Here is a 24,167-nt window from a genome sequence, read left to right on the forward strand (position 1 = left end):
GTCTTGCCCGACAGGTTCCGGCCGGTCATCATGATCGGCCCCCTTGCACCCTTGGCTTGCCGTCATGCGCCTCGATTACACCGGACCCACGCCGGAACTCGTCGGCTTCCTGTTGCTGCCGCGCTTCTCGATGATGGCGTTCTTCTCGGCCGTCGAGCCGTTGCGCATCGCCAACCGCATCAGCGGTCGCCCGCTGTTCGACTGGACGCTGCTCAGCCAGGACGGTGAGCCGGTGACGGCCTCCAACGGCATGACGCTGCTGGCCGACCAGTCCATCGAGTCGGTGCATTATCTTCCTTCACTCGCGGTCTGCAGCGGGTTCGACCCGGAATCCTGCCTGAGTCGTGCCCTGATGCGCTGGTTGCACCGTCTCGATGAGGCGGGATGCGTGCTGGGCGGTCTCGATACCGGCTGCTTCCTGCTCGCCGCCGCCGGCCTGCTTAAGGGTGAGCGGGTCACCCTCCATTGGGAGAGTCTGCCGGCCTTCCAGGAGCGCTTTCCGGCCATCGAGACCTCGGACGAACTGTTCGAGCTCGGGCGTCGTCGCTTCTCCTGCGCCGGAGGCGCGGCGGCCATGGACATGGCCCTGGACGTGATCGCCCGGCGCCATGGCAACCAGCTGGCCATCGATGTCTCGGAACAGCTGGTGCACGAGCGTATCCGCACGCGCCGCGACCAGCAGCGCATGACCCTGGCGCGCCGGTTGGGGACCCATCGGCGCCGTCTGGTGGAAGCCGTCGATCTGATGGAACAGCATCTGGAGTCCCCGTTGAGCCTGGCGGAAGTGGCGCGGAAAAGCGGCATCTCGCTGCGTCATCTACAGCGGCTCTTCGAGCGCGAGCTCGGGCAGTCGCCCCGTGACTGGTACCTGAGCCTGCGGCTGGAGCGTGCCCGCTACCTGCTCGAGGAGACCGATCTGGATGTCCTCGCCGTGGGCCTGGCCTGTGGCTTCGGTTCGAGCTCGAGTTTTTCCCGGGCATTTCGAGGTCGTTACGGACAGTCACCCCGGCAAATCCGTAAAGGGTAAGCCGCTGTGGTTCATGTCCTCGGTAATCGTTGTCCCAGGGCCCGACAGAAATCCCGCCAGGCATCGTACATCGAGGGCAGTTCGGCATGAGCATGCAGGGCACCATGCAGCATGCCCGGGGCACAGCGGTAGCCGATGTCGGCGCCGTCGCGACGCCAGCCGTCGATGGTTGCCTCGAGTGGTCGGGTAAGCGGGTCGTGTTCCACCGCGAGCACCTCGATGGACTCGCCGGGGGCTGAGGTAGCGTCCGGCATCGGTACATCGTCGGCGATGCTGTCCCACAACGCCAGGATATCGGCCCGCGAAAGCAGCGGTGCGTCCGGCCCCAGGGTATCGGGTGTCGGGCGACCCACTGGTGGGTAGATCAGGCCCAGCACGCCGTGCCGGTGCGACTGCCGGGCGACATCCATGACCAGTCGCCCGCCGGCGCTGTCACCGACCAGGGCGATGGGCGAGCAGGCCTCGGCCACGCGTCGACAGTCGTCGAGTGCTTCGGCGTAGCTTGCTTCCGGAGCCAGCCGGTAGTCGACACTGATCACTTCGCGCCCCAGCCGCTCGGCGAGATCGGCGGCGATGCCGTGGTGACTGCGTGGCGAGCCGAGGTTCCAGCCGCCGCCATGGGCATAGAGGATAGGGGCCACCTCAGCATCGACGGCAGGATGGAAGTATCGTACGCCGACACCCTCGATGTGCCCGTCGCTTACCGCCATGCCGGGGGGATCGGCGGGCGCAAAGCTTGCACAGAGCGTGTCGTAACGCCGCCGGGCTGCCTCCATGGGCAACCCGGCGAGGGCGTCGAGACCGCTCTCGAAGCGTCGGTGAAAGGCATCGTGTTGCATCATTCGGTTGCCATCCGGGACCGACGCGATTCGCGCAGCAGCGAGACCAGTACGCCGGCGGTCATGACCAGGATGACCACGCTCAGCGGCAGGGCGGCGGCGATCAGGGCGGTCTGCAGTGCCTTCAGGCCACCGGCCACCAGCAGTACAGCCGCCACCAGGCCGATCACCACGCCCCAGAAGACGCGGAAGCGTTGAGGTGGCTCGTCGTTGCCCAGCGACAGGATGGTGGTCAGCACCAGGGTACCGGAGTCCGAGGAGGTCACGAACCAGCTCATCAGCAGGAACACCATCATCGCCGAGAGCAGCCAGCCGAGGGTGCCGGTGCCGGCGATGCCATCGGCGCTGGCGAACAGGGCGGCCGGCAGGTTCCAGGCGTTGACCAGCTCGATGATGCCGGCCGTGCCGGGGCCGCCAGTGGCATGCAGCTCCTGGTAGAGGGCATTGCCGCCGAAGATGACCAGCCACACGAAGATGATCAGGGTCGGCACCAGCAGCACGCCGAGCACGAACTCGCGCAGGGTGCGGCCTCGCGAAATGCGCGCGATGAACAGGCCGACGAAGGGCGCCCAGGCCAGCCACCAGCCCCAGTAGAAGATGGTCCAGGCTTGCTGCCAGGCGGCCGGTCCGGGTTCGTCGGCGTACCACAGTCCCATGGGAATGAAGTTCGCGGCGTAGTCGACCAGGGTCGAGCCGAAGGCCTGGATCAGCCACAGGGTGGGGCCACCCAGCAGGAAAGCGCCGACGACCAGCACCGAGACCCAGATGTTGAGCTCGGAAATGATCCTGATGCCCTTCTGCACGCCGGATACCACCGAGAGGATGGAGACGACCGAGATGCCGGCGATCAGCATGAGCTGGGTGTCCAGGCCGTCACTGATGCCTACCAGCCTCTGCAGGCCGACGGCCATCTGGCTCACGCCGAGCCCCAGCGAGGTGGCGACACCGAACACGCAGCCCAGCACACCGAGGATGTCGACCAGGTGACCGATGGGGCCGTAGATGCGTTCGCCGATGAAGGGGTAAAGGGATGACCTCAAGGCGAGAGGCAAGCCGCGGCGGTAGGCGAAGTAGGCCAGTGACATGCCGACGATGACGTAGATCGCCCAGCCGTGCAGCCCCCAGTGGAACACCGAGACGCGCAGCGCGTCGATGGCGCGCTCGTAGCCGATGGCGGTGGCCCCGGCCATGTCCGCATGGGGGTTGTTGGGATAGCCGAAGGCACCGCTGTCATCCAGATAGAAGGCCGGCTCGGCGACGCCGAAGAAGAGGATGCCGATACCGATACCGGCGGAGAACAGCATCGAGAACCAGGCGAAGTTGCTGAATTCCGGACGGCTGTCGTCGCTGCCCAGGCGGATGCTGCCGTAGCGACTGACCACGATAAAAGCGCAGACGGCCATCAAGAGCATGACGGTCACGAGGTAATAGCCGCTGAAGGTGCTCTCGATCCAGGCGCGTGCCGCCCCGAAAACGTCTCCGGCCAGTTGGGGGCCGAGGCCGGTGAACAGCACGAAAGCGAGTACCAGGGAAGCGGAGGTCAGGGTCATGCCCTTGTGCATGCCGCGGAAAAATCCGGCCTGGGACAGCTCGGTCACCATGTAGTCCGTCGATGTCACGGTAGATGACGTGCTGGCGCCTTTCGGCGAGTCGGGCGGAGTGGGAGGTGTTGAAGTAGCGATAAGCCGTATCCTCTCGGAGCCGGGCCTCGGGCCGGCGATCCCGTGCCCGCCCGGCATCGGCCGGGCGGGATGGCGTGGCAAGGCGATGGGGTGACGCCCGTCGGCGTCAGCGCTTGGTCGGGGGCAGACCGATGCGGCGACCGGCGAGTTCCGGCCAGGCATCGGGTTCGACCCGGGACAGTGCCTCGACGGCCTCGTCCATGTCGGCCGGGAAGGGCGCCGGCCGGCCGGCCTGGCTGTCGATCCCCATCAGCATCTGTTCGCTGGTGGCCAGCAGGTTGCCCTCGCTGTCCCGCATCTCGAAGAAAACGTGCAGGCGCTTGGCGTCGCGGTCCAGCAGCGTGACATCGAGATGCAGTGCCTGGCCCTCGTGGGCCTCGCGGCGATAGCAGAGATGGGTTTCCAGGGTGTAGAGGGTGTAGCCGTGGCGCGCCCGGCCGGCCTCGTCGAGGCCGAGCCGGTCCATCAGTGCCTCGACTGCCAGGGAAAACGCCCGGGCGTACTCGGCGTCGTTCATGTGGCCGTTGTAGTCGACCCAGCGGGAGTCGACGCGGGTTTCGAGCAGGGCCATCAGATCCGTCCCTCCAGGCCTTCCGCCTCCGGCCAGTATTTCTTCGCCAGGCCGAGCACCTCGACGAGGAAGTCGTCGCGGCGACGGTCGAGTTCGGCCACCGGGCGGCCCGCAGCCTGGAACTCGCAACCCTCGACGACCTTGTCGATCAGCTCGTCGGTCAGTTCCGGGGCTTCGAGCTTGGTCCAGGGCAGTTTCAGGGCTGGGCCGAACTGCTCGAGCATGTGACGCATGCCCTGGTCGCCGCCCGCCAGGTGGAAGGTCAGGAAGGTGCCCATCAGGGCCCAGCGCAGGCCGCAGCCATAGACCACGGCGGCGTCGACTTCTTCGGTGGTCGCCACGCCGTCGTTGACCAGGTGCAGAGCCTCGCGCCACAGCGCCTCCATCAGCCGGTCGGCGATATGCCCCTCGATCTCGCGGCGAACCACCAGCGGGCGCATGTCCAGTGCCTGGTAGAGCGTGTGGGCGGTATCGAGCTGGGCGGGCACCGTGGACTCGCCACCCACCAGTTCCACCAGCGGCAGCAGGTAGACCGGGTTGAAGGGGTGGGCGACGATCACCCGCCCCGGGGCCTCGGTGCAGTCGCGTTGCAGGTCGCTGGGCTTGAAGCCGGACGTGGAGGAGCCGATGATCGCGCCGGGCGCGGCCGCCGCATCGATGGCAGCGAGGATCTCGCGCTTGAGCTCGAGACGTTCCGGTACGTTTTCCTGGATCAGGTCGGCGCCTTCGACGGCGGCTTCCAGGCTGTCGACGAAACGCAGCCGGGACGGGCTCGCCCCCTCGGCGAGGCCCAGCCCCTCGAGCGCGGGCCAGGCATTGGCGACGAAGGCGCGGGTACGCTCGGCGGCGTCGGGGGACGGGTCGAAGGCCACGACATCCCAGCCCTGGGCCAGGGCCCGGGCGATCCAGCCATTGCCGATGACGCCGGTGCCGATGACGCTGAGTTGATGGCTCATGCTTCACCTCCAGCGATCCGACCTGTGCTCGGGTCGCGCAGGGCGAGGTGTGCACGGGTCTCGGCCGGCGTCATGACGCGACCGCCCAGGCCATCGATGATGCCGGTGGCCTTCTCGACGAGTTGGCCGTTGGTGGCCAACACGCCCTTTTCCAGCATGAGGTTGTCTTCCAGGCCGACCCGGGCGTGACCGCCGAGCAGCGCCGCCTGGGCGACCATCGGCATCTGGTGACGCCCGATGCCGAAGGCCGCCCAGTTGGCGTTTTCCGGCAGCTTGTTGCGCATGGCCAGCATGGTTTCGGTGTCGGCCTCGGCGCCCCAGGGAATGCCCAGGCAGAGCTGATACAGCGGATCGCCATCGATCAGCCCTTCCTGCTGGAGCTGGCGGGCGAACCAGACATGACCGAGATCGAAGCACTCGAGTTCGGGCTTGACGCCGGCGGCCTGAACCAGCCGGGCATGCTCGCGGAGCCAGTCGGCGGTGTTGATATAGACCATGTCGCCGAAGTTCAGGCTGCCGCAGTCCAGGGTGCAGAGTTCCGGCAGCAGTTCGCCCACCGGCTCGTGACGCTGCGCCGGTGTCTGAATGTCGGTGCCCGGGCCGCCGCGCGTCGGGTCTTCGACGTCGGGAGTCCAGTCGCCACCGCCACCGGCGGTGATGTTCATGACGATATCGGTGTCGGATTCGCGGACGCGTTCCATCACTTCGCGGAAATGGTCCATCGAGTGGCTGATGCCGCCGGTTTCTGGATCGCGCACATGGATATGGGCCACGCTGGCACCGGCGCGAGCGGCTTCGATGCAGCTGTCGGCGATCTGCCTGGGTGTCACCGGCACGTTGGGGTTCTTGCCGGTGGTATCGCCGGCGCCGGTGACGGCGCAGGTCAGGATGACATTGCGGTTCATGGTTGGACCTCCTCGTTAAGCCTGAGAGGAGTGTCCGCGAAGATGGAGATGCAGAATATATAAAAGGCGACGTCGACTTGACGTCATGCGTCGAACTGTCGTGGTTACCCGGGCATGAACGCATCGCCCCGGCCTGAAGCCGGGGCGAGAGGGCGTGACACCATGGTGTCGCGTCAGGGTTCGACGCGCCCCAGCAGCAGGAATTCGATCAGAGCCTTCTGGGCATGCAGACGGTTGCCGGCTTCCTGCCACACCACGGCGCGCGGGTCATCCAGCAGGGTCTCGCTGATTTCCTCGCCGCGATGGGCGGGCAGGCAATGCAGGAAGAGGGCGTTGTCGGCGGCGCGGTCGAGCAGGGTCTCGGTGACCTGGAAGCCGGCGAAGTCCGCTTCGCGCCTGGCCTGTTCCTCTTCCTGACCCATCGAGGCCCAGACATCGGTGGTGATCAGGTCGGCGTTTTCCACGGCCGCTTGCGGGTCATGCAGGATGCTGACGCGATCGCCGGCGGCCTCGAGAATGTCCTGGCGAGGTTCATAGCCTTCCGGGCAGCAGATGCGCAGCTGGAAGTCGAACTGTCGCGCCGCGTTGATCCAGGAGTGGCACATGTTGTTGCCGTCGCCGATCCAGACGGCGGTGCGGCCGCGGACGCTGCCGCGCAGCTCGGTCCAGGTCATGATGTCGGCGAGCAACTGGCAGGGGTGGTAGTCGTCGGTGAGGGCATTGATCACCGGGACGTCGCTTGCCGCGGCATATTCCTCGAGCCCTTGATGGGAGAAGGTACGAATCATCACGGCGTCGACCATTTCGGCGAGTACCCGGGCGGTGTCGCCGATGGGTTCGCCGCGCCCGAGCTGGGTGTCACGCGGGGAGAGGAAGAGGGCGTGGCCGCCGAACTGCGCCATGGCCGTCTCGAAGGAGACCCGGGTGCGGGTCGAGGACTTCTCGAAGATCATCGCCAGGGTGCGATTGGCGAACGGCGTGTAGGTCGGACCGTGCGTCTTCAGGCCGTTCTTGATCGAGATGGCGCGCTGGATCAGGTAACGAGACTCCTCCGGACTCAGATCGAGCAGGGTCAGAAAATGGCGGGTAGCCATGGCGTCGCTCCACGAGAAAAACGACCATCCTAGCCAGCCCTCGGGGGATGCGCAATGCGACTCGCATCAGTAGAATGGCTGCATCATAAGGCCGACCAGCGTGCTCGGGTATTACCGTGACGCCATGGTCAACACCGCGATCCAGAGGGAAAGCACATGAGCACCACTGTCGAGAACATCCAGCGGCAGATCAGCGAGAACCCGATCCTGATCTACATGAAGGGCACGCCCCAATTGCCGCAGTGCGGTTTCTCCGCCCAGACCGTCCAGGCCCTGATGGCTTGCGGCGAGCGCTTCGCCTTCGTCAACGTGCTGGACAACCCGGACATCCGTGCCGAGTTGCCCAAGGTCGCCAACTGGCCGACCTTCCCGCAACTGTGGGTGGAAGGTGAACTGGTCGGTGGCTGTGACATCGTCGTCGAGATGTACCAGAACGGCGAACTCGAGACCCTGGTCAAGGACACCGCCGCCAAGCACCAGGACGACGAATCTGAAGCCTGAAGCCTGAAGCCTGAAGCTTGAAGAGCGGCGCTTCGCGCCTGGAAGCTTGAAGAAAAACACCCCCCGCAGCATGGCTGCGGGGGGTGTTTGCTATGGGGTATGGCGAGCTTATGCTGCTTTCCAGCTTACAGCTTACAGCTTACAGCTTACAGCTCCTCCACTCCTTGCTCGCGTTGGGCGAGTCGCCAGCCGCCGAGGTCCTTGTAGCGGTTGATCATGGCGCAGAATAGCTCGGCGGTCCGCTCGGTGTCGTAGCGGGCCGAGTGGGCGGCGCCGTTGTCGAATTCGATGCCGGCGGCGCGGCAGGCGCGGGCGAGTACGGTCTGGCCATAGACCAGGCCGGCCAGCGAGGCCGTGTCGAAGCTGGAGAAGGGATGGAAGGGGTTGCGCTTGATGGCGCAACGCTCCACGGCGGCATTGAGAAAACCGTGGTCGAAGGCGGCGTTGTGGCCGACCAGGATGGCGCGGGTACAACCATGAGCCTTGATGGCCTTGCGTACCGGGCGGAAGATTTCCCCCAGCGCTTCGGCTTCGCTGACCGCGACTTGCTGGCGCAATGGGTCGTCGAGGCGGATACCGGTGAAATCCAGTGCCGATTGCTCGACGTTGGCGCCCTCGAAGGGGGTGACATGATAAGCGAAGGTGGCGTCGGGCATCAGGTTGCCTTCGGGGTCCATGGTCAGGGTGACCGCGGCGATCTCCAGGATCGCGTCGCCCTTCGCATTGAAACCGCCGGTTTCCAGGTCCACCACCACGGGCAGAAAGCTGCGAAAGCGCTGCGCCATGAGTTCGCGGGTGACCGCCTCGGTCATGCACCTCTCCTTGTCCTGGGCACGAAAGTCTCGAAACGCGGAAGTCTAGCATTTCGAAGGCGCGTCGTCCCGTCGCCGGTATTCGTGCTCGGCATGGCGCGCTATAATCGACCCTTTACGACGCTCACCGTTTACCTAGAGGAGCCCCAGCATGTCCGATGTCAAGAAGGTCGTGCTCGCCTATTCCGGCGGCCTGGACACATCCGTCATCGTCAAGTGGTTGCAGGAAACCTATGACTGCGAGGTGGTGACCTTCACTGCCGACATCGGCCAGGGCGAGGAAGTCGAGCCCGCGCGGGCCAAGGCCCAGGCGCTGGGCGTCGAGGAAATCTACATCGAGGACCTGCGCGAGGAGTTCGTGCGTGATTATGTCTATCCGATGTTCCGCGCCAACACGATCTATGAGGGCGAGTACCTGCTGGGGACGTCCATTGCCCGCCCGTTGATCACCAAGCGACTGGTCGAGATCGCCAACCAGACCGGTGCCGATGCCATCTCTCACGGTGCCACCGGCAAGGGCAACGACCAGGTACGTTTCGAGCTCGGGGCCTATGCGCTCAAGCCCGGCGTCAAGGTGATCGCGCCGTGGCGCGAGTGGGACCTCAACTCCCGCGAGAAGCTGATGGCCTACTGCCAGCAGCACGACATCCCGGTGGACTTCTCCAGTCAGAAGAAAAAGTCGCCGTATTCCATGGATGCCAACCTGCTGCATATCTCCTACGAGGGCGGCAACCTCGAGGATCCCTGGGTCGAGGCCGAGGAAGACATGTGGCGCTGGAGCGTGTCCCCCGAGGCCGCCCCGGACAAGCCTACCTATGTGGAGCTGACCTTCGAGCGCGGTGATATCGTGGCCATCGACGGTGAGCCGATGCGGCCCCATGACGTGCTCTCCAGGCTCAACCAGCTGGGCGGTGACAACGGCATCGGCCGTCTCGACATCGTCGAGAACCGCTATGTGGGCATGAAGTCGCGCGGTTGCTACGAAACGCCGGGGGGCACCATCATGCTGCGCGCCCATCGTGCCATCGAGTCGCTCACTCTCGACCGCGAGGAAGCGCACCTCAAGGACGAGTTGATGCCCAAGTACGCCGAGGTCATCTATAACGGTTACTGGTGGAGCCCGGAGCGTCGCGCCTTGCAGGCGGCCATCGACGAGACCCAGAAACACGTCTCCGGCGTGGTGCGCATGAAGCTCTACAAGGGCAATGCCACCGTGGCCGGCCGTCGCTCTGACGCCTCGTTGTTCGACGAGTCCATTGCGACCTTCGAGGACGATGCCGGCGCCTATGACCAGAAGGATGCGGAAGGCTTCATCAAGCTCAATGCGCTGCGGTTGCGGATTGCCGCCGGGAAGGGGCGTCAACAGAGCTGAATCGGAGCCGGGGAGAGCGTCATGCTGAAGAAACTGTTATCCGGCCTGTTCGGCCAGGGAACGGGCGAGTCCCGCGCCGGTTCGAGGACCGTCGAGGGCGAGCCGGTGGAGTACCAGGGCTACCTGATCGTGCCCCAGGCCGAGGACATGGGCGGGCAGTTCCGTGTCAGCGGCTGGATCCGCAAGCCGGGCTCGGAGGGCGGTGAACCACTGGAACACCGCTTCGAGCGCTCCGACGTGGTGCCGGGCCGCGATGCCTGCGATGCCCTGATGGTCAGCAAGGCCGAACGCTTGATCGACGAGCTGGGTGATGACCTGTTCGACGATCGCTGAGCTGATTTCCGCCTCCTGTCCGATGACGGCGCCCCATCCGGGGCGCCGTTTTCTTGTGTCACTCTCTTTCCGTACAGGCCGGGTGAGGCGTCTGCTGTAGGCTCGCGGCATCGTGTCAGCGCGGTGATGACGTCTGAACTCTGTCGTTCGATCTATAAGGGTGCAAACGATAAGCCTGTCGCACCAGAGATTCGCGTAACCGGCCGACAAACCCGCACGAGAGACGATGAAGATAAAACTACAACCATGATTCCTTGGGGGATCTTCTTTTCTTGGCACTGTTTCTGCTAATACAGAACGTCACGATAAGGAGGTTCCATGACACAACAAAGCCACCAACAATCCGGTCATAGTTCCACACATATCGCTTCACCCGATGGACACCTTACCCGCCGCCATTTCCTGCAGGCCCTTGGTGCCGTCGGGGGTGTCGGCCTGATGATGTCGGGCATGTCGGCCTTCGGTATCGGCATCGCCTCGGTGCAGGATCGTCCACCCACGCTCTCCGGCACTGCCAACGGCAAGCGCGTGGTGATTCTGGGCGCGGGCTTGGCCGGTCTGGTCTCGGCCTATGAACTTCGCAAGCAGGGTTATCAGTGCGAGATCCTCGAGACTCGTGCCTTCGCTGGCGGTCGCTGTCAAACCGCCCGGTACGGTTTCGTGCTGCCTCAGCTCGGTCAGGATGACGAGGTGTGCCAGTTCGATGATGGGCAGTACTACAACCATGGCCCGTGGCGAATCCCTTATCACCACCGCTCGACGCTTCATTACACCCGTGAATTCGGTATTCCACTCGAGATCTTCGTCAACTACAACGAAGCGGCCTTCGTGACGGGCCCCAATGCCAAGGCGCTGGGCGCTGGCCCGATTCGACAGATGGAAGTTCTCGCGGACATGCGAGGGCATGCCTCCGAGATCCTGGCCAAGCATGTCGACCAGAGCGCACTGGACGTGCCCTTGACGCAGGAAGAGAAGGAGAAGTTCCTGGAGTTCCTGGTCCATGAAGGCCATCTGGACAAGAGGGGCCTGGACTATCTGGGCACCGGCGGGCGGGGCTATCAGAAGAACCCTGGTGCCGGCCTGCATTCCGGTCAGGCATCCGAGCCCTACGCGCTGAACCAGCTGCTGAACTCCGGCCTCTACGACATCGTCAGTTCAGTGAGTGGCTTCAGCCAGCAGAAGACGATGTTTCAGCCAATCGGGGGAATGGACAAGATCGCCGAGGGCTTCGAGGAACAGATCGGCGACCTGGTGCGCTATCAGGCCAAGGTCAGCAAGATCCAGCAGTCCGACGATGGAGTCATGATCGATTACGTCGATGGGGGAAGCGGCGAAACCCACCAGATCCAGGGCGATTATTGCATCTGCACTATCCCGGTCTCTGTGCTCAAGAACATCGATGCCGACTTCGGCGACGAATTTGTCGCGGCCATGAACTCACTCAGCTATGAGCCGACCTGCAAGCTGGGTTTGCAGATGAAAACCCGGTTCTGGGAAGTCGAGGATCATATCTACGGCGGTCATTCTCTGACGCATAACTCGGAGACCGGCAACATCAGCTACCCCTCCACCGGATGGCAGGCGCAGAAGGGGATCGTGCAAGGGGTCTACAACTTCGGCTCCAAGGCTGCGCAGTTCAGCGCCATGGACCGTAATGCGCGTATCGACAAGGCGCTCGGAGTGGGCGAGCAACTGCACGCCGGATATCGGCGGGACTTCGAGAACGGTTTCAACACCGCCTGGCACCTGGAGCCCGACAGCCTCGGCGGATGGGCTCACTGGTCGGCAGAAGGGCGTCGAACTGCCTATCCGCTGCTCAATGAACCTCAGGGCCGCATTCTCCTGGCCGGCGAGCACCTGAGCTACCTGACCGGATGGCAGGCTGGTGCCATCGAATCGGCCTGGATCCAGATCGAGAAACTGCACGATATGGCGATGGCCTCATGATGAAAACGACACACTTTGGACTCCTCGCCGGCCTGCTCGGCATGGCCATGTCGGCTGGTGTGCTGGCAGATATGGAGGGGGAAGCTGTCTACAGCGACAACTGCTTGGCCTGCCACCAGGCCGGAGGAGAGGGTATCTCCGGCGTCTTTCCCGCCCTTCACGACAATACCTTCGTCTCGGGAGACGCCGACGACGTGGTGCGTGTCCTGCTGAACGGTCGAGGCGGCATGCCGTCCTTCAACGGCGACCTCAGCAGCGAACAGATCGCCAGTGTGACCAACTTCTTGAGAACCCATTTCAATGACGCGGCCGGTGGCATCGACGTGCAGTACGTCGATAGCCTTCGGACTTCGGATGCATCGACCATGGAGCGTGAAGAATAATGATGGACTTCAAGCAATGGATGGCTGCCTCGGCCTTGACCCTGATGTGCTCGTCGGCTGCCATGGCGGGAGACATTGATCGCCACTCCCTCCCGAACTCAGACTTTCCCATCCTCCAGGCCGTGACGGTCGAAGGCGCCAAGGTCACCTACCTCAGCGGCACTGTGCCACAGCAGCGGGAAGACGGCACCTACGGCGATACCGAGGTTCAGACCGTCTCCGTGCTGAAAGGCATCGAGGCCAAGCTGGAAAGCCATGGTCTTGGCATGGGCGATGTCATCAAGATGACGGCCTTCCTGGTGCCGACCGAGGAGAGTAGCCGGATGGACTTCGCCGGCTTCATGGACGGCTATACCCAGTTCTTCGGCACCGAGGCACAGCCCAATCTGCCGACTCGCTCTGTGGTGGGGGTTTCTGACTTGGCCAACGAGGAATGGCTTGTGGAGATCGAGGTCGTGGCGGCCACGACCGACTGATCCGGCGCAAGAGGGTGCATGACAAGGGTCGGCTTTCATTGAGGGACCGGCCCTTCCTGTGTCGGAGAGACTGACCGGCTATATGCCATACCGGAGGTGCGGGAGTGGCTCATGCCACTGACGATCAGAGAACGAGACATGAGCTGAATGGGATCACCTGTGTGGGGAGGCGTGAGTCAGAACACAGGGTGTAACGTTACTGTGACAGCAACATGTCAGGCGGAGTCGGTGAGATGGCCGGTGCTTCCGGCAGTTCCATGACCAGACAGGCGCCGCCGAGGTCGCAGTCGTTCTCGATCCATAGCCGACCGCCCAGGTGGGCGACGATGCCTCGGCTGATGGGCAGGCCGAGCCCGCTGCCTCGGGGCCGGCTTCGTGTGGTGCCGGCGTCGGGGTGAGGGAGCTGGTGGAATTTCTCGAAGACCCGTTCGCGTTCCGATTCGTCGATGCCCGGGCCGTTGTCGGCGACGGCGAGACGGAAACCTCGCCTGTGCCGGGTCAGCCGCAGCGAGATCCGGGGCATGCCGGCATCGGCAAACTTGCCGGCGTTGTCGATCAGGTTGATGATCACCTGTTCCAGACGGTCCGGATCGCCGATCACCTCGGCGGTGTCGACCTCGCAGGCGATCTCCAGCGCGATGCCGCGTTCTTCCAGGGGGTGGTGCATCGCGTCCAGTGCCTGGCGGGTCAGGGCCGCGAGATCCAGCCGATGCGGCTCCAGGGTCAGTCGACCGCTCTCCAGGCGTGCCAGGTCGAGGATTTCCTCGATCAGGCGTGATAGCCGCTGACTCTCCCTCACCACGACGTCCAGGAAGTGTTCTCGCCGCTGTTCGGTCAGGTCGCGATTGTCGCGCAGGATCTCGGCGAAGGCGCGGATCGAGGTCAGGGGAGTGCGCAGCTCATGGCTGACCATGGCCACGAATTCGTCCTTGAGGCGGTCGAGTTCTCGCAACCGATCGTTGGCTTCGCGAAGTTCCTGTCCGATGCGTGCGAGCTCACGGGATTTCTGCTCGAGGCGTCGGTTCATCTCCAGGGTTTCCGAGGTGGTGTCGAGGATGCGCAGGATCGCGTCCAGGTCCAGCGCCTCGCCGCGCACCACCGAATCGATCAGCACCCGGGCCGAGGCATTGCCCAGGGCTCCGGCCAGGGCCTGCTCGGCCCGGGCGACCAGGGCCGTGGAGGCCGACTGGTCATCGGCGTCGTCCGGGGCGTGATCGGCGAAGACGCGTTGGGTGGCCGCGGTGCCGAGGTAACGGTCGAGCAGAGCGCGCAATTCGCCGCGCAGGGTGTGACCGCGCCATAGCGACGTCTGATCGAGCCGGGGGTGGAGGGCCTCGGTGAACAAGGCGGCCTGGGTCTGTTCCAGCGGCGAGGCACGACTGAACAACGATACACCGATCAGCAGGCCGATGTTGGCGGCGAGACTCCAGAACAACGAGTGGGTGTAGATGTCCCAGTCCTCCAGGCCGAACAGCGCGTAGGGGCGCAACCAGTCGATGCCGATGGGGCCCTGGGTGAGCAGGTCGGCGTTCAACCAGCCCGATTGGGCGAAACCGGGGATCAACAGGGTCCAGGCCCACACCAGGATGCCGGCGGACATGCCCAGCCCCGCGCCGAGCCGGTTGGCGCCGCGCCAGTAGAGGCCGATCAGCAGGGCGGGCGTGAACTGCGCGACCGCGGCAAAGGACACCAGGCCGATGGTGACCAGGCTGTAGGCGTCGCCGATCAGAGCATGATAGCTGTAGCCCAGCAGCAGGATGCCGAGGATGGCGACGCGTCGGATGCCCAGGACGCGGTTGGCCAGGGAGCCTGAATGGCCACGGTGCAGATGCCGTGAACGCAGCAGCAGCGGCATCACCAACTGGTTGCTGACCATGGTCGAGAGGGCGATGGTCTCGACGATCATCATGCCGGTCGCGGCCGAGAGACCGCCGATGAAGACCAGAACCGGCAGGCCATCGACACCCGCGGCCATGGGCAGGGTCAGCACGAAACTGTCCGGGTCCTCGCCGCTGCCGCCGAGCAGGCCGGCCATGGCGATGGGAATCACGAAGAGGTTGATGACCAGCAGGTAAAGGGGAAACAGCCAGGCGGCGCGCTGGATGTGTCGTTCGTCGACATTTTCCACGACCAGCACCTGGAACTGGCGGGGCAGACCGAGAAAGGCCAGGAAGGCCAGCACCAGCATGCCGACCCAGCCGAGTGCGCCGCCGGGGACCGATTCCAGGCTCAGGGCGTCGGTAAGCGCCGGTGAAGCGGCGACCTGTCTGAAGAGATCGCCGGGGCCCTGGTAGAGCACGAAAACGGTGAAGATGCCCACCGCCAGGAAGGCGGCCAGCTTGACCAGGGATTCGAAGGCGATGGCGGCGACCATGCCTTCATGTCGCTCGCTGGCGTCCAGATGGCGGGTGCCGAAGAGGATGATGAACACGGCCAGGACCAGGGCTACCCAGAAGGAGCGATCGGTCCAGAAACTGGCCTCTGCAGTGGCCATCGGGCTCTCGGGGACGTAGTCGACCAGCACCGCATGACTCAGGGTGATGGCCTTGAGCTGCAGGGCAATATAGGGGGTGGTGCCGACCAGGGCGATCAGGGCGACCAGCGCACCGAGGCCGGCGCTCTTGCCATAGCGAGCGCTGATGAAATCGGCGATGGAGGTGATGCGGTGGGTGGTGGCGATGCGCACCATCTTGCGGATCACCAGGGGCGCCATGAGCATCGCCAGGGTGGGCCCCAGATAGATCAGCAGGAAACCCGGACCGGCTTCGGCGGCGCGACCGACGCTGCCATAGAAGGTCCAGGCGGTACAGTAGACGGCGATGGACAGGGCATAGACGGTGGGAGAGCCGATCACCGAACGTCCCTGCTCGGCGCGCCGGTCCCCCCAGGCGGCGATGACGAAGAGCAGCGCCAGGTAGCCGAAGGCGATCACCAGGACTACGACATCGTCTCTCATGACCCTTCACTCCCCGCGTCGATCTTCCATCAGCCAGGCCATCAAGGCGATGACGCTTCCCCAGGCCAGGAAGAGGTAGAGTGGCAAGCCGCCGTCGAGTCGATCGGCGATCAGCAACAGTGGCGGCGTGAACAGCATCGTGGCCAGGGCGATCAGGGCGACGAGGCGTTCCTTGCGGTGCGGGGCATTCATGAGGAGCAGGCATCCTCCCGATCGAGGGCCGTGGCCTGCAAGGCCAGGGCTTGCGACAGGGTTTCGATGCCCCTGGCCTCCAGTCGCAGCATCAGTACCAGCCACAGTCGGGCGGTGACCCTGGCGTCACCCAGCGCGGTGTGGCGGGTCCCCGGGGTGAAGCGCAGGCCGTAACGTGCCGCCAGGCTATCGAGATCGTGGCCTTCCAGGCCGGGATCGAGGGCGCGCGAGAGCAGCAGGGTATCGAGTACCGGCATCTCGAAGGTGGTGGCCCCGGACTGGATCGCGAGCATGTCGAAGGCCGCATTGTGGGCCAGCAGTACGGCGCCTCCGACATAGTCGCGAAAACGCGGCAGGACCTGTTCGGCCGTCGGTGCGCCTTCGACATCCCGGTCGGCCAGACCATGGATGGCGGTGCTGGCCGCAGGGATCGGCCGGCGGGGGTCGATGCGTTGTTCGAAGGTCTCGTCGGCCAGGACGCGTCCATTGACGATGCGGCAGGCGCCGAGACTGATCAGTCGGTCACCTTCGCGCAGGGCCAGGCCGGTGGTTTCGGTATCGAAGGCGATGATCTCCAGGTCACGCAGGGCGCGGTTGGCAAGATCGGCACCCGGGGCCGGGAGATGGGCGATCGCGAAATCGTGGAATTCCGGACGCGGCGGGATGTCCCGGCGGGGCGCGCCGGCTCGGGGTAATGCCGGCAAGGGCAGGCGCAATCTGGCCCAGTCGCCGTCGGCGAGGCTCCAGGCGTCGCTGGCGTGTTGCCGCAGTACATCCTCGACACGGGGCGAGTGGGGGAGACGGTCGAGGCGCCGGTGCCGCCAGGCATCGAGGTGACACTGTGCAAGCGGCTTTCCCTTCCAGCAGAGGTCCAGATAGACGCGGTGGTTGCCGAGGCATAATTCGCCGTCGAAGTCGGAATGCCCGGTGTGCTCGGTAAGGGTCGCGAGCAGTTCGACGAGGGCCTCGAGCAGGACCGGGGCGTCACCCTTGAGCCAGGACGGCATGCCGACGGGCGTGACGGTCGGTGTGGTCAAGCGTTCGCTCAGGGTGGCCCAGAGATCGTTCGACCAGAGGGGGACCAGGCGCTCGCCCTGACGCCGCAGGTCGTCATGCACGCTACCCAGACGCTCGAGGCTGGCGCCCAGGGCATCACCCTCCTCGTCGATGACGGCTTCGAGGCGACGGCGCAGCTCGGGGGAGTCGTCGCGAGGGAGGTGGGCGAGGGCGTCGGCGGCACTGATCAGGCCGGCGCCGTGACGGCGCAGCGACGGCAGCAGACCGTCGAGCTCGGCCTGTGGCCCGACCTCGCGGGCCCAGGTCGTGGTGGCATCGGTCAACGTCAACAGGGTCTCGTCACTGGAGACGCGGCGCAAGTCGACGTGCAGCCAGTGATCGGCATGCGGAATCAGCACCTCGCGACAGCCACCATCGTCGGGCAGCCGCGCCATGACATCGATGAGCCCTTTCGCCGACAGCAGGGTGCCGAGATCCTTGCCCAGCCCCAGACCGGGGTGAGGTGCGAAGAGGCGTTCGGCGGCCTGGTTGTAGAGCAGCAGGCGGTGATGGCGATCACATAGCAGCAGGGGAGTGTCCAGGGTCTGCAGCAAGGCTTCGAGCCGTTGGCGAACTCGTGTCGCTTCCCGTGCGCCATCCGCGTGGGCATTGTCCAGTCGTCGGCGGTCATCCCGCCAGGTGGCGTGCACGCGCTCCAGGTCGGGACCCAGGCCACGCAACCAGCCTTCCGGCGGCGAAATGTCCGGGGCATCGGGATTGGCGGCCAGTCGGGCCAGCTGGCCCTGCAAATGGCGTAATGGCGTGAACAGCCAGCGTTCGAGGAAGAGGCCGGCGGCGAGCAGGGTGATGCCACCGGAGAAGCAACCGAGCCACAGGATCAGCCGAGCCATGCCGTGGGGTTGGTAGAGGCTATCCAGCCAGGCGGCGAAGAGCGCACCACCGAGCAGGCCGATGCCGCTCAGCAACAGCCAGAGCCCCACCAGGCGCTGACGCCGGGGAAGACCGGACGCGTGCCAGGCCATCAGGTGTCACCATCGAGCAGGGCCCGGACCTGGTCGACCAGTGCCCGGGTCGAGAAAGGCTTGGTGATATAGTCGTCGGCGCCCAGTGCCAGCCCTTTCTCGCGTTCCACCTCGCGGCCGTGGGCGGTGAGCATGATGATCGGCAGATGTCGGTGAGCGGGATCACCGCGGAGACGCTCGAGCACTTCGAAGCCGCCGATGCCGGGCAGGCTGATATCGAGCAGCACCAGGTCGGGAGCGCTTTCGGCGATGAGGCGCAGCGCGGCCTCGCCATCCTCGGCGGTGGTGACCTCGAAGCCGGCCTGTTCCATCAGGAATTCCAGCGACAGCACGATATTGGGTTCATCGTCGACCACCAGCACACGGGCCATGCGCGCTCCCTTTTGCTCTCATCGTGATAGGCGAGGCTTTTCGAACCAGTCTAGTGGCCTCGGCATGGGGGGCAAAGACGACCTTGGGCCAAGTCTGTCGTCGGTCACGGGCTCGTCGGTACCCTTGCCGTCATCTAGACTGGCGGCTGCATTCGGCAGGGAGAGGTTTCATGATTCATGTCCATCATCTGGAAAATTCGCGCTCGCAGCGGGTGATCTGGTGTCTCGAGGAGCTCGGCGTCGACTACGAGCTCGTGACCTATCGACGTGACCCCGAGACGATGCTGGCGCCGGCGTCGCTCAAGGAGGTGCATCCGCTGGGCAAGGCACCAGTGATCACCGACGAAGGGCGCGATGGCCGGGCGGTGGCCGAGTCGGGTGCCATCCTTGAATACCTGGTGGAGCGCCATGACGAGGAGGGCCGGCTGGTGCCGGTGGCGGGCAGTGACGCGCGGGAGCGTTATCGTTTCTGGCTGCACCATGCCGAAGGCTCGGCGATGCCACCCCTGGTGATGCGACTGGTCTTCTCGCGACTGGGCAAGCCGCCGGTGCCGGGCTTGATGCGCCCGCTGGGGCGTCAGTTCGCCAAGGGTGTCGAGCGCCGTTTCCTAGGGCCGCGGCTGCGCGAGTTGTCGGCCTTCTGGAACGTGACGCTGGCCGAGTCATCCTGGTTTGCCGGCGACAGCTTCTCGGCGGCGGATATCCAGATGAGCTTTCCGATCCTGGCGCTGGAGAGCCGAGGCGGTCTCGCGGATCTACCGCACCTGGCGGATTTCCTGGCGCGCTGTCGGGCACGAGAGGCATATCGTCGCGCCGTCGATGTTGGTGGCAAGTTCTCGGTGGTATGACGCAGATGATGCGAGGACTCCTGCTTTCAGCCTATGCCGCGGCCAGTCATCGGCAATGGGCCAACGGAGTGGAGCGTTGGCTGGATGACGTCGACTGGACGCGACTCGAACTGCCGCCCCGGCATTTCGCCTGGCGGATTCGCGGCAATCCCCTCACCTGGATGCTCCGCGAGGGGGAAGCCCTGTCGCGAGAGTATGACGTCATCCTGGCCACCTCGATGGCCGACCTGGCCACACTGGTCGGTCTCTACCCCCATCTGGGTCGTGCGCACAAGGTCGTCTATTTCCATGAAAACCAGTTCGCCTATCCACTCGCCGAGCGGCAGAGGCAGAGGGGCGAGCCCTTGATGGTCAACCTCTATACGGCGCTGGCGGCGGATACCCTGGTGTTCAACAGCGCCTACAATCGTGACAGCTTCATCGACGGCGCCCGGGGCTTTCTCAAGCGCCTGCCCGAGAATCTGCCTGCGGTGGTGCCGCTCGAGGCGCTGCGTGACCGGGCCCGGATCCTGCCGGTACCGATCGAGGCGGAGCCCGCGAGCCCACCGGGACAAGGCGACATCATCGTCTGGAACCATCGCTGGGAGTATGACAAGAATCCCGAGGCCTTCTTCGGGGCGCTGTTCGGACTGGCCGAGCGTGGCGTGAACTTTAGGCTGGCGGTGATGGGGCAGCGTTTTCGTGACTGTCCCGCCATCTTTGATCAGGCGTGGGAGCGCCTGGGTGAGCATCTGGTGTGCTGGGGGCCGCAGTCCAGCGAGGCGTACCTCCATTGGCTCGATGAAGGGGCGCTGGTGGTCTCCACGACCCATCATGAGTTCCAGGGCCTGGCGATCATGGAGGCTGTGCGTCATGGCTGCGTGCCTCTGGTGCCGGACAGGCTCTGCTTCCCCGACTTCTATGAGGATCGGTTTCGCTATCGGGACGACCGCGAGCTCGAAACGCGACTCGAGGCCTGGCTGACGAGTCCGGCGAGTCGGCCATCACCACCGGACAGCGAGGCCTGGACCTGGCCGGCCCTGTTGCCCGGTTATCGCGACCTGCTTCGGCTATCGTGACCGGCTGTTCCGGCCGTCGACCTCGACGGGCCATCGCGACCGCATGGCTCGGCGCTCGTGGATCTTGTCTCGAGGCGCCACATCTCGTCCCGTCGGGCGATGGGACAGGCTTCAGAGGTCGACCTTGTCCGGGTACTCGCAGAGATCCTCGATCACGCAGCTGCCGCAGCGCGGCTTGCGCGCCACGCAGGTGTAGCGCCCGTGGAGGATCAGCCAGTGGTGCGCATCCTTGCGGAAATCCCAGGGCACGTAACGCAGCAGTTTCTGTTCCACTTCGTTCACGTTCTTGCCCTTGGCCAGGCCGGTGCGATTGGAGACCCGGAAAATATGGGTGTCCACGGCGATGGTGGGTTCGCCGAAGGCGGTGTTGAGGATCACGTTGGCGGTCTTGCGGCCCACGCCGGGCAAGGCTTCGAGGGCGGTGCGCGAACGGGGCACCTCGCCAGCGTGCTTGTCCTCCAGAAGGCGGCAGGTCTTCATCAGATTCTCGGCCTTGGTGTTGTACAGGCCGATTGTCTTGATGTGTTCCTTCAGGCCATCCAGGCCCAGTTCGAGAATGGTGGCGGGCGTATTGGCCACGGGAAACAGCCGCGCGGTGGCCTTGTTGACCCCCACGTCGGTGGCCTGGGCGGACAGCAACACGGCGGTGAGCAGCTCGAAGGGCGTGTTCCAGTCGAGCTCCGTGGTCGGCTCGGGATTGTGCTCGCGCAATCTGACGAAGATCTCGTGGCGTTTCTGAGCGTTCATGACAGATCGATTCCGGGCTGATCAATGAGAAGGGCGGGAAAGCGACTCGCGAGCTTCCTCGAGGACGCGCTCGGCGCGCTCGAGTTGGTGGCGGGCGGCGTCGATGGCATCGTCGTCGCCTTGCCGTTCGGCATGGGCCAGTTGCTGTCGGGCGCGGCGTCGGGCCTGTTCGGCAGCGTTGACGGCGAAGCGGCGCTGACGATCGGCCGGGGCGGGCCGTGCCGATCCTCCGGCGCTTTCCAGCTGCCGGTCGATATCGGCGAGGCGCGAGCGTAGCTCATCGGCGCGACGCTCGATTTCCTGACGCTCGGTGGCGGCGAGGTCGACGTTCTGCCGTTGTCGGTCGAGTCGCTTGAGGCTGGCGAGCAGGCTGACCCGGGTGGTGCGCAGGCCGTTCGAGGATGAGGCCGGGTTGCCGCCGGGCGACGGGGTCGGCACGGTGCGTTTCGCCTGGCGTTCGGCGCGGCGTTGTCGTTTTTCCTCGGCCTGGCGGGCGAGTCGCCGGTTGCGGGCGTCGTGGCGTTGTCGGCCGAGGGTCGCGCGTCTTGCCAGGTAGTCACGCTGTGCGTATTCGTCGTGAGCCGCCTGCCATTCCGGGTGCGGCAGCAGGTCGATACAGTCGACCGGGCAGGGCGCCACGCACAGCTCGCAGCCGGTGCATTCGCTTTCGATCACCGTGTGCATCTGCTTGGCGGCGCCAAGGATGGCATCCACGGGGCAGGCCTGAATGCACTTGGTGCAGCCGATGCATTCGTCCTCGCGAATTCGTGCGACCAGTGGCGACTGGGCGGGTTGCTCGAGCGGCAACGAAGAGCGGCCGGTCAATTCGGCGAGGCGCTCGACGGTCTCGTCGCCGCCGGGGGGACAGCGATTGATCGGCTCGCCTTCGGCGATGGCCTCGGCGTAGGGACGACAGCCATCGTGACCGCACTTGCCGCATTGGGTCTGCGGCAGTGCGGCGTCGATGGCCTCGATCAAGGTCGGCTGTTCCGTCACCGCGCCGGCTTACCTTACCCGCTGGCCGGGCTGCGCGCCCGAATGCGGTTCGAGCAGGTAGATGCCGTCGTCATCGCCGGCGGCCAGCACCATGCCTTCGGAAACCCCGAAGCGCATCTTGCGGGGCGCCAGGTTGGCGACCATCACGGTCAGCCGGCCTTCCAGCGCCTCGGGCGCGTAGGCGGAGCGGATGCCGGCGAAGACGTGGCGGGTTTCGCCGCCGATGTCCAGCGTCAGCCGCAGCAGCTTGTCGGCGCCCTCGACATACTCGGCCTTGGCGATCCGCGCGATGCGCAGGTCGACCTTGGCGAAGTCATCGAAGGCGATCTCGGGGGCGATGGGGTCGTCGGTCAGCGGCCCTCTCGGGGCCTCCTTGAGTTTACGTTCTTCCACCAGGTCCTCCTTCGACGCCTCGATCATGGCGTCGATGCGGTCGGTTTCGACGCGCGTCATCAGGGGCTTGAACTTGGCAATCTCGTGGTCCAGCAGCAGTGCCTGGCGGCTGTCCCAGGCCAGGGTGTCGAGCTTCATGAAGCGCCGGGCATCCTCGGCCATGCTCGGCACCACGGGTGCCAGGTAGACCATCAGTTGACGGAACAGGTTGATGCCCACCGAGCAGATGTCGAGTACTTCCTGCTCGCGGCCCTCCTGCTTGGCCAGCACCCAGGGCTCGGCCTCGGCGATGTAGGTGTTGGCTTCGTCGGCGAGCTCCATGATACGGCGCATGGCGCGGCCGAACTCCCGTGTCTCGTAGGACTCGGCGATCTCGTCGCCGGCGGCGATGAAGCGAGCCAGGCGCTGGGGCTCGGCGCAGTGGGCCGAGAGCTTGCCGCCGCCGAGCTTCTTGATGAAGCCGGCACAGCGGCTGGCGATGTTGACCACCTTGCCCACCAGGTCGGAATTCACGCGCTGGGCGAAGTCCTCGAGGTTGAGGTCCAGGTCGTCGACGCCGGCGGTCAGCTTGGCGGCGAAGTAGTAGCGCAGGTATTCGGGGTTCAGATGCTCGGCGTAGGTCGCGGCCTTGATGAAGGTGCCGCGGGACTTCGACATCTTGGCGCCGTTGACGGTCACGAAACCATGGCAGTTCACCGCGGTGGGCGTGCGCAGTTCGGCACCGTGCAGCATGGCCGGCCAGAACAGGGCATGGAAGTAGACAATGTCCTTGCCGATGAAATGGTAGACCTCGGCCTCGGAATCGCGATGCCAGTAGGCATCGAAGTCGATGCCTTCGCGTTCGCAGAGGTTCTTGAAGCTCGCCAGGTAACCGATCGGCGCGTCGAGCCAGACATAGAAGTACTTGCCGGGGGCGTCGGGAATCTCGAAGCCGAAGTAGGGAGCGTCCCGGGAAATGTCCCATTCGTTGAAGCCGGACTCGAACCACTCCAGCAGCTTGTTGCGGATCTGCGGCTGCACATGACCGTCGTTGATCCAGTCATGCATGAAATCGGCGAATTCGGGCAGCTTGAAGAAGTAATGGGTCGAACCGCGCACCTCGGGCGTGGCCCCGGAGATCGCCGAGACAGGATCGATCAGCTCCGCGGGAGTGTAGGTGGCGCCGCAGGCCTCGCAGTTGTCGCCGTACTGATCCTCGGTTCGACACTTCGGGCAGGTGCCCTTGATGAAGCGATCGGCCAGGAAGAGTCCCTTCTCCGGATCGTACATCTGCTCGATATCGCGGGTGGCGATATGCCCCTTGTCACGCAGCCGGGTGTAGATCAGCTCGCTGAAGTAGCGATTTTCCTCGGAGTGGGTCGAATGATAGTTGTCGAAGCCCACTCCGAAGCGGGCGAAATCGGCCTGGTGATCACGGGACACCCGGTCGATCAGTGCCTCCGAGGTGATGCCTTCCTGCTCGGCGCGCAACATGATGGCGGTGCCATGGGCATCGTCGGCACAGACATAATGGCAGGCGTGGCCACGACTCTTCTGGAAACGCACCCAGATGTCGGTCTGGATGTATTCCAGGAGATGGCCCAGGTGAATGGCGCCGTTGGCGTAGGGCAGGGCACTGGTAACCAGGATCTTGCGCTGAGCGGTATTCGACATGGCGACGTTGGGTTTC

23 protein-coding genes are annotated in these 24,167 nt (G+C 64.9%); 9 read left to right on the plus strand and 14 right to left on the minus strand.

What is annotated here, in order from left to right:
* The first annotated feature begins 64 nt into the window (after positions 1-64).
* The gene (locus LU493_RS14065) at positions 65-1,027 is read left to right on the plus strand and encodes a GlxA family transcriptional regulator (protein WP_275288417.1); all 963 of its coding nucleotides are present in this window, start codon (positions 65-67) and stop codon (positions 1,025-1,027) included.
* 11 nt (positions 1,028-1,038) lie between these two features.
* Here LU493_RS14065 and LU493_RS14070 read toward each other — a convergent pair whose 3' ends face one another.
* From LU493_RS14070 to argF, 6 genes are all read right to left on the minus strand, one after another.
* On the minus strand, positions 1,039-1,869 hold the full coding sequence (locus LU493_RS14070) for an alpha/beta hydrolase fold domain-containing protein (protein WP_275288418.1): 831 nt from the start codon (positions 1,867-1,869) through the stop codon (positions 1,039-1,041).
* Entirely contained in the window at positions 1,866-3,467 is a 1,602-nt protein-coding gene (locus LU493_RS14075) for a BCCT family transporter (protein WP_275288444.1), read from the minus strand. The genes LU493_RS14070 and LU493_RS14075 overlap by 4 nt, the downstream gene beginning before the upstream one ends.
* Positions 3,468-3,654: 187 nt before the next feature.
* Positions 3,655-4,119 (minus strand): thioesterase family protein, encoded by a 465-nt coding sequence (locus LU493_RS14080; protein WP_275288419.1) that lies wholly within the window; start codon positions 4,117-4,119, stop codon positions 3,655-3,657.
* Positions 4,119-5,075, minus strand: a complete 957-nt coding sequence (locus tag LU493_RS14085; protein WP_275288420.1) for an L-carnitine dehydrogenase — start codon at positions 5,073-5,075, stop codon at positions 4,119-4,121. The genes LU493_RS14080 and LU493_RS14085 overlap by 1 nt, the downstream gene beginning before the upstream one ends.
* Positions 5,072-5,980, minus strand: a complete 909-nt coding sequence (locus LU493_RS14090; protein ID WP_275288421.1) for a 3-keto-5-aminohexanoate cleavage protein — start codon at positions 5,978-5,980, stop codon at positions 5,072-5,074. Before LU493_RS14090 ends, LU493_RS14085 begins: the two co-directional genes overlap by 4 nt.
* A gap of 173 nt (positions 5,981-6,153) precedes the next feature.
* Positions 6,154-7,074, minus strand: coding sequence for an ornithine carbamoyltransferase (gene argF, locus LU493_RS14095; protein WP_275288422.1), 921 nt, complete (start codon positions 7,072-7,074; stop codon positions 6,154-6,156).
* A 156-nt stretch (positions 7,075-7,230) separates the two neighbouring features.
* On the opposite strand from argF, the gene LU493_RS14100 reads away from it, so the two are divergent.
* Positions 7,231-7,575, plus strand: coding sequence for a Grx4 family monothiol glutaredoxin (locus tag LU493_RS14100; protein ID WP_275288423.1), 345 nt, complete (start codon positions 7,231-7,233; stop codon positions 7,573-7,575).
* 146 nt (positions 7,576-7,721) lie between these two features.
* Here the strand turns inward: LU493_RS14100 and rnt are convergent, their stop codons facing one another.
* The gene (gene rnt, locus LU493_RS14105; protein WP_275288424.1) at positions 7,722-8,387 is read right to left on the minus strand and encodes a ribonuclease T; all 666 of its coding nucleotides are present in this window, start codon (positions 8,385-8,387) and stop codon (positions 7,722-7,724) included.
* Positions 8,388-8,538: 151 nt separating this feature from the next.
* Here rnt and LU493_RS14110 point away from each other — a divergent pair, with 151 nt between their 5' ends.
* The 5 genes from LU493_RS14110 (at position 8,539) to LU493_RS14130 (ending at position 12,898) form a co-directional block, all read left to right on the plus strand.
* Positions 8,539-9,759: an argininosuccinate synthase gene (locus LU493_RS14110; RefSeq protein WP_275288425.1), complete on the plus strand. Its 1,221-nt coding sequence runs from the start codon at positions 8,539-8,541 to the stop codon at positions 9,757-9,759.
* 21 nt (positions 9,760-9,780) lie between these two features.
* Entirely contained in the window at positions 9,781-10,092 is a 312-nt protein-coding gene (locus LU493_RS14115; protein ID WP_275288426.1) for an HlyU family transcriptional regulator, read from the plus strand.
* Positions 10,093-10,410: 318 nt separating this feature from the next.
* Positions 10,411-12,039 carry a flavin monoamine oxidase family protein gene (locus LU493_RS14120; RefSeq protein WP_275288427.1) on the plus strand — a complete coding sequence of 543 codons (1,629 nt, stop codon included), beginning with the start codon at positions 10,411-10,413 and terminating at the stop codon, positions 12,037-12,039.
* Positions 12,036-12,422 (plus strand): c-type cytochrome, encoded by a 387-nt coding sequence (locus tag LU493_RS14125; protein ID WP_275288428.1) that lies wholly within the window; start codon positions 12,036-12,038, stop codon positions 12,420-12,422. Before LU493_RS14120 ends, LU493_RS14125 begins: the two co-directional genes overlap by 4 nt.
* The gene (locus tag LU493_RS14130) at positions 12,422-12,898 is read left to right on the plus strand and encodes a RidA family protein (protein ID WP_275288429.1); all 477 of its coding nucleotides are present in this window, start codon (positions 12,422-12,424) and stop codon (positions 12,896-12,898) included. Before LU493_RS14125 ends, LU493_RS14130 begins: the two co-directional genes overlap by 1 nt.
* A gap of 196 nt (positions 12,899-13,094) precedes the next feature.
* Here the strand turns inward: LU493_RS14130 and LU493_RS14135 are convergent, their stop codons facing one another.
* Genes LU493_RS14135 through LU493_RS14150 form a run of 4 tightly spaced genes read right to left on the minus strand, consistent with a single transcriptional unit; the run spans position 13,095 to position 18,456 of the window.
* On the minus strand, positions 13,095-15,854 hold the full coding sequence (locus LU493_RS14135) for a sensor histidine kinase (RefSeq protein WP_275288430.1): 2,760 nt from the start codon (positions 15,852-15,854) through the stop codon (positions 13,095-13,097).
* Positions 15,855-15,860: 6 nt separating this feature from the next.
* A complete protein-coding gene (locus LU493_RS14140) occupies positions 15,861-16,046 on the minus strand; it encodes a hypothetical protein (protein WP_275288431.1) in 186 nt (61 codons plus the stop codon).
* Positions 16,043-18,085, minus strand: coding sequence for an exonuclease domain-containing protein (locus tag LU493_RS14145; RefSeq protein WP_275288432.1), 2,043 nt, complete (start codon positions 18,083-18,085; stop codon positions 16,043-16,045). The genes LU493_RS14140 and LU493_RS14145 overlap by 4 nt, the downstream gene beginning before the upstream one ends.
* Positions 18,085-18,456 carry a response regulator transcription factor gene (locus LU493_RS14150; protein WP_275288433.1) on the minus strand — a complete coding sequence of 124 codons (372 nt, stop codon included), beginning with the start codon at positions 18,454-18,456 and terminating at the stop codon, positions 18,085-18,087. The genes LU493_RS14145 and LU493_RS14150 overlap by 1 nt, the downstream gene beginning before the upstream one ends.
* 170 nt (positions 18,457-18,626) lie before the next feature.
* Here LU493_RS14150 and LU493_RS14155 point away from each other — a divergent pair, with 170 nt between their 5' ends.
* A complete protein-coding gene (locus LU493_RS14155) occupies positions 18,627-19,304 on the plus strand; it encodes a glutathione S-transferase family protein (RefSeq protein WP_275288434.1) in 678 nt (225 codons plus the stop codon).
* A 5-nt stretch (positions 19,305-19,309) separates the two neighbouring features.
* Complete coding sequence (locus LU493_RS14160; protein ID WP_343076093.1) at positions 19,310-20,362, plus strand: tRNA-queuosine alpha-mannosyltransferase domain-containing protein; 1,053 nt, start codon at positions 19,310-19,312, stop codon at positions 20,360-20,362.
* 111 nt (positions 20,363-20,473) lie between these two features.
* On the opposite strand, the gene nth is transcribed toward LU493_RS14160, so the two are convergent.
* Genes nth through metG form a run of 3 tightly spaced genes read right to left on the minus strand, consistent with a single transcriptional unit; the run spans position 20,474 to position 24,151 of the window.
* On the minus strand, positions 20,474-21,109 hold the full coding sequence (gene nth, locus LU493_RS14165) for an endonuclease III (RefSeq protein WP_275288435.1): 636 nt from the start codon (positions 21,107-21,109) through the stop codon (positions 20,474-20,476).
* A gap of 21 nt (positions 21,110-21,130) precedes the next feature.
* Positions 21,131-22,105, minus strand: coding sequence for an electron transport complex subunit RsxB (gene rsxB / locus LU493_RS14170; protein ID WP_275288436.1), 975 nt, complete (start codon positions 22,103-22,105; stop codon positions 21,131-21,133).
* A 9-nt stretch (positions 22,106-22,114) separates the two neighbouring features.
* Positions 22,115-24,151 carry a methionine--tRNA ligase gene (gene metG, locus LU493_RS14175; RefSeq protein WP_275288437.1) on the minus strand — a complete coding sequence of 679 codons (2,037 nt, stop codon included), beginning with the start codon at positions 24,149-24,151 and terminating at the stop codon, positions 22,115-22,117.
* Positions 24,152-24,167: the final 16 nt, after the last annotated feature.

Origin of the sequence: Halomonas elongata (genome assembly GCF_029081005.1) — a bacterium.
Lineage (GTDB): Bacteria > Pseudomonadota > Gammaproteobacteria > Pseudomonadales > Halomonadaceae > Halomonas > Halomonas elongata_B.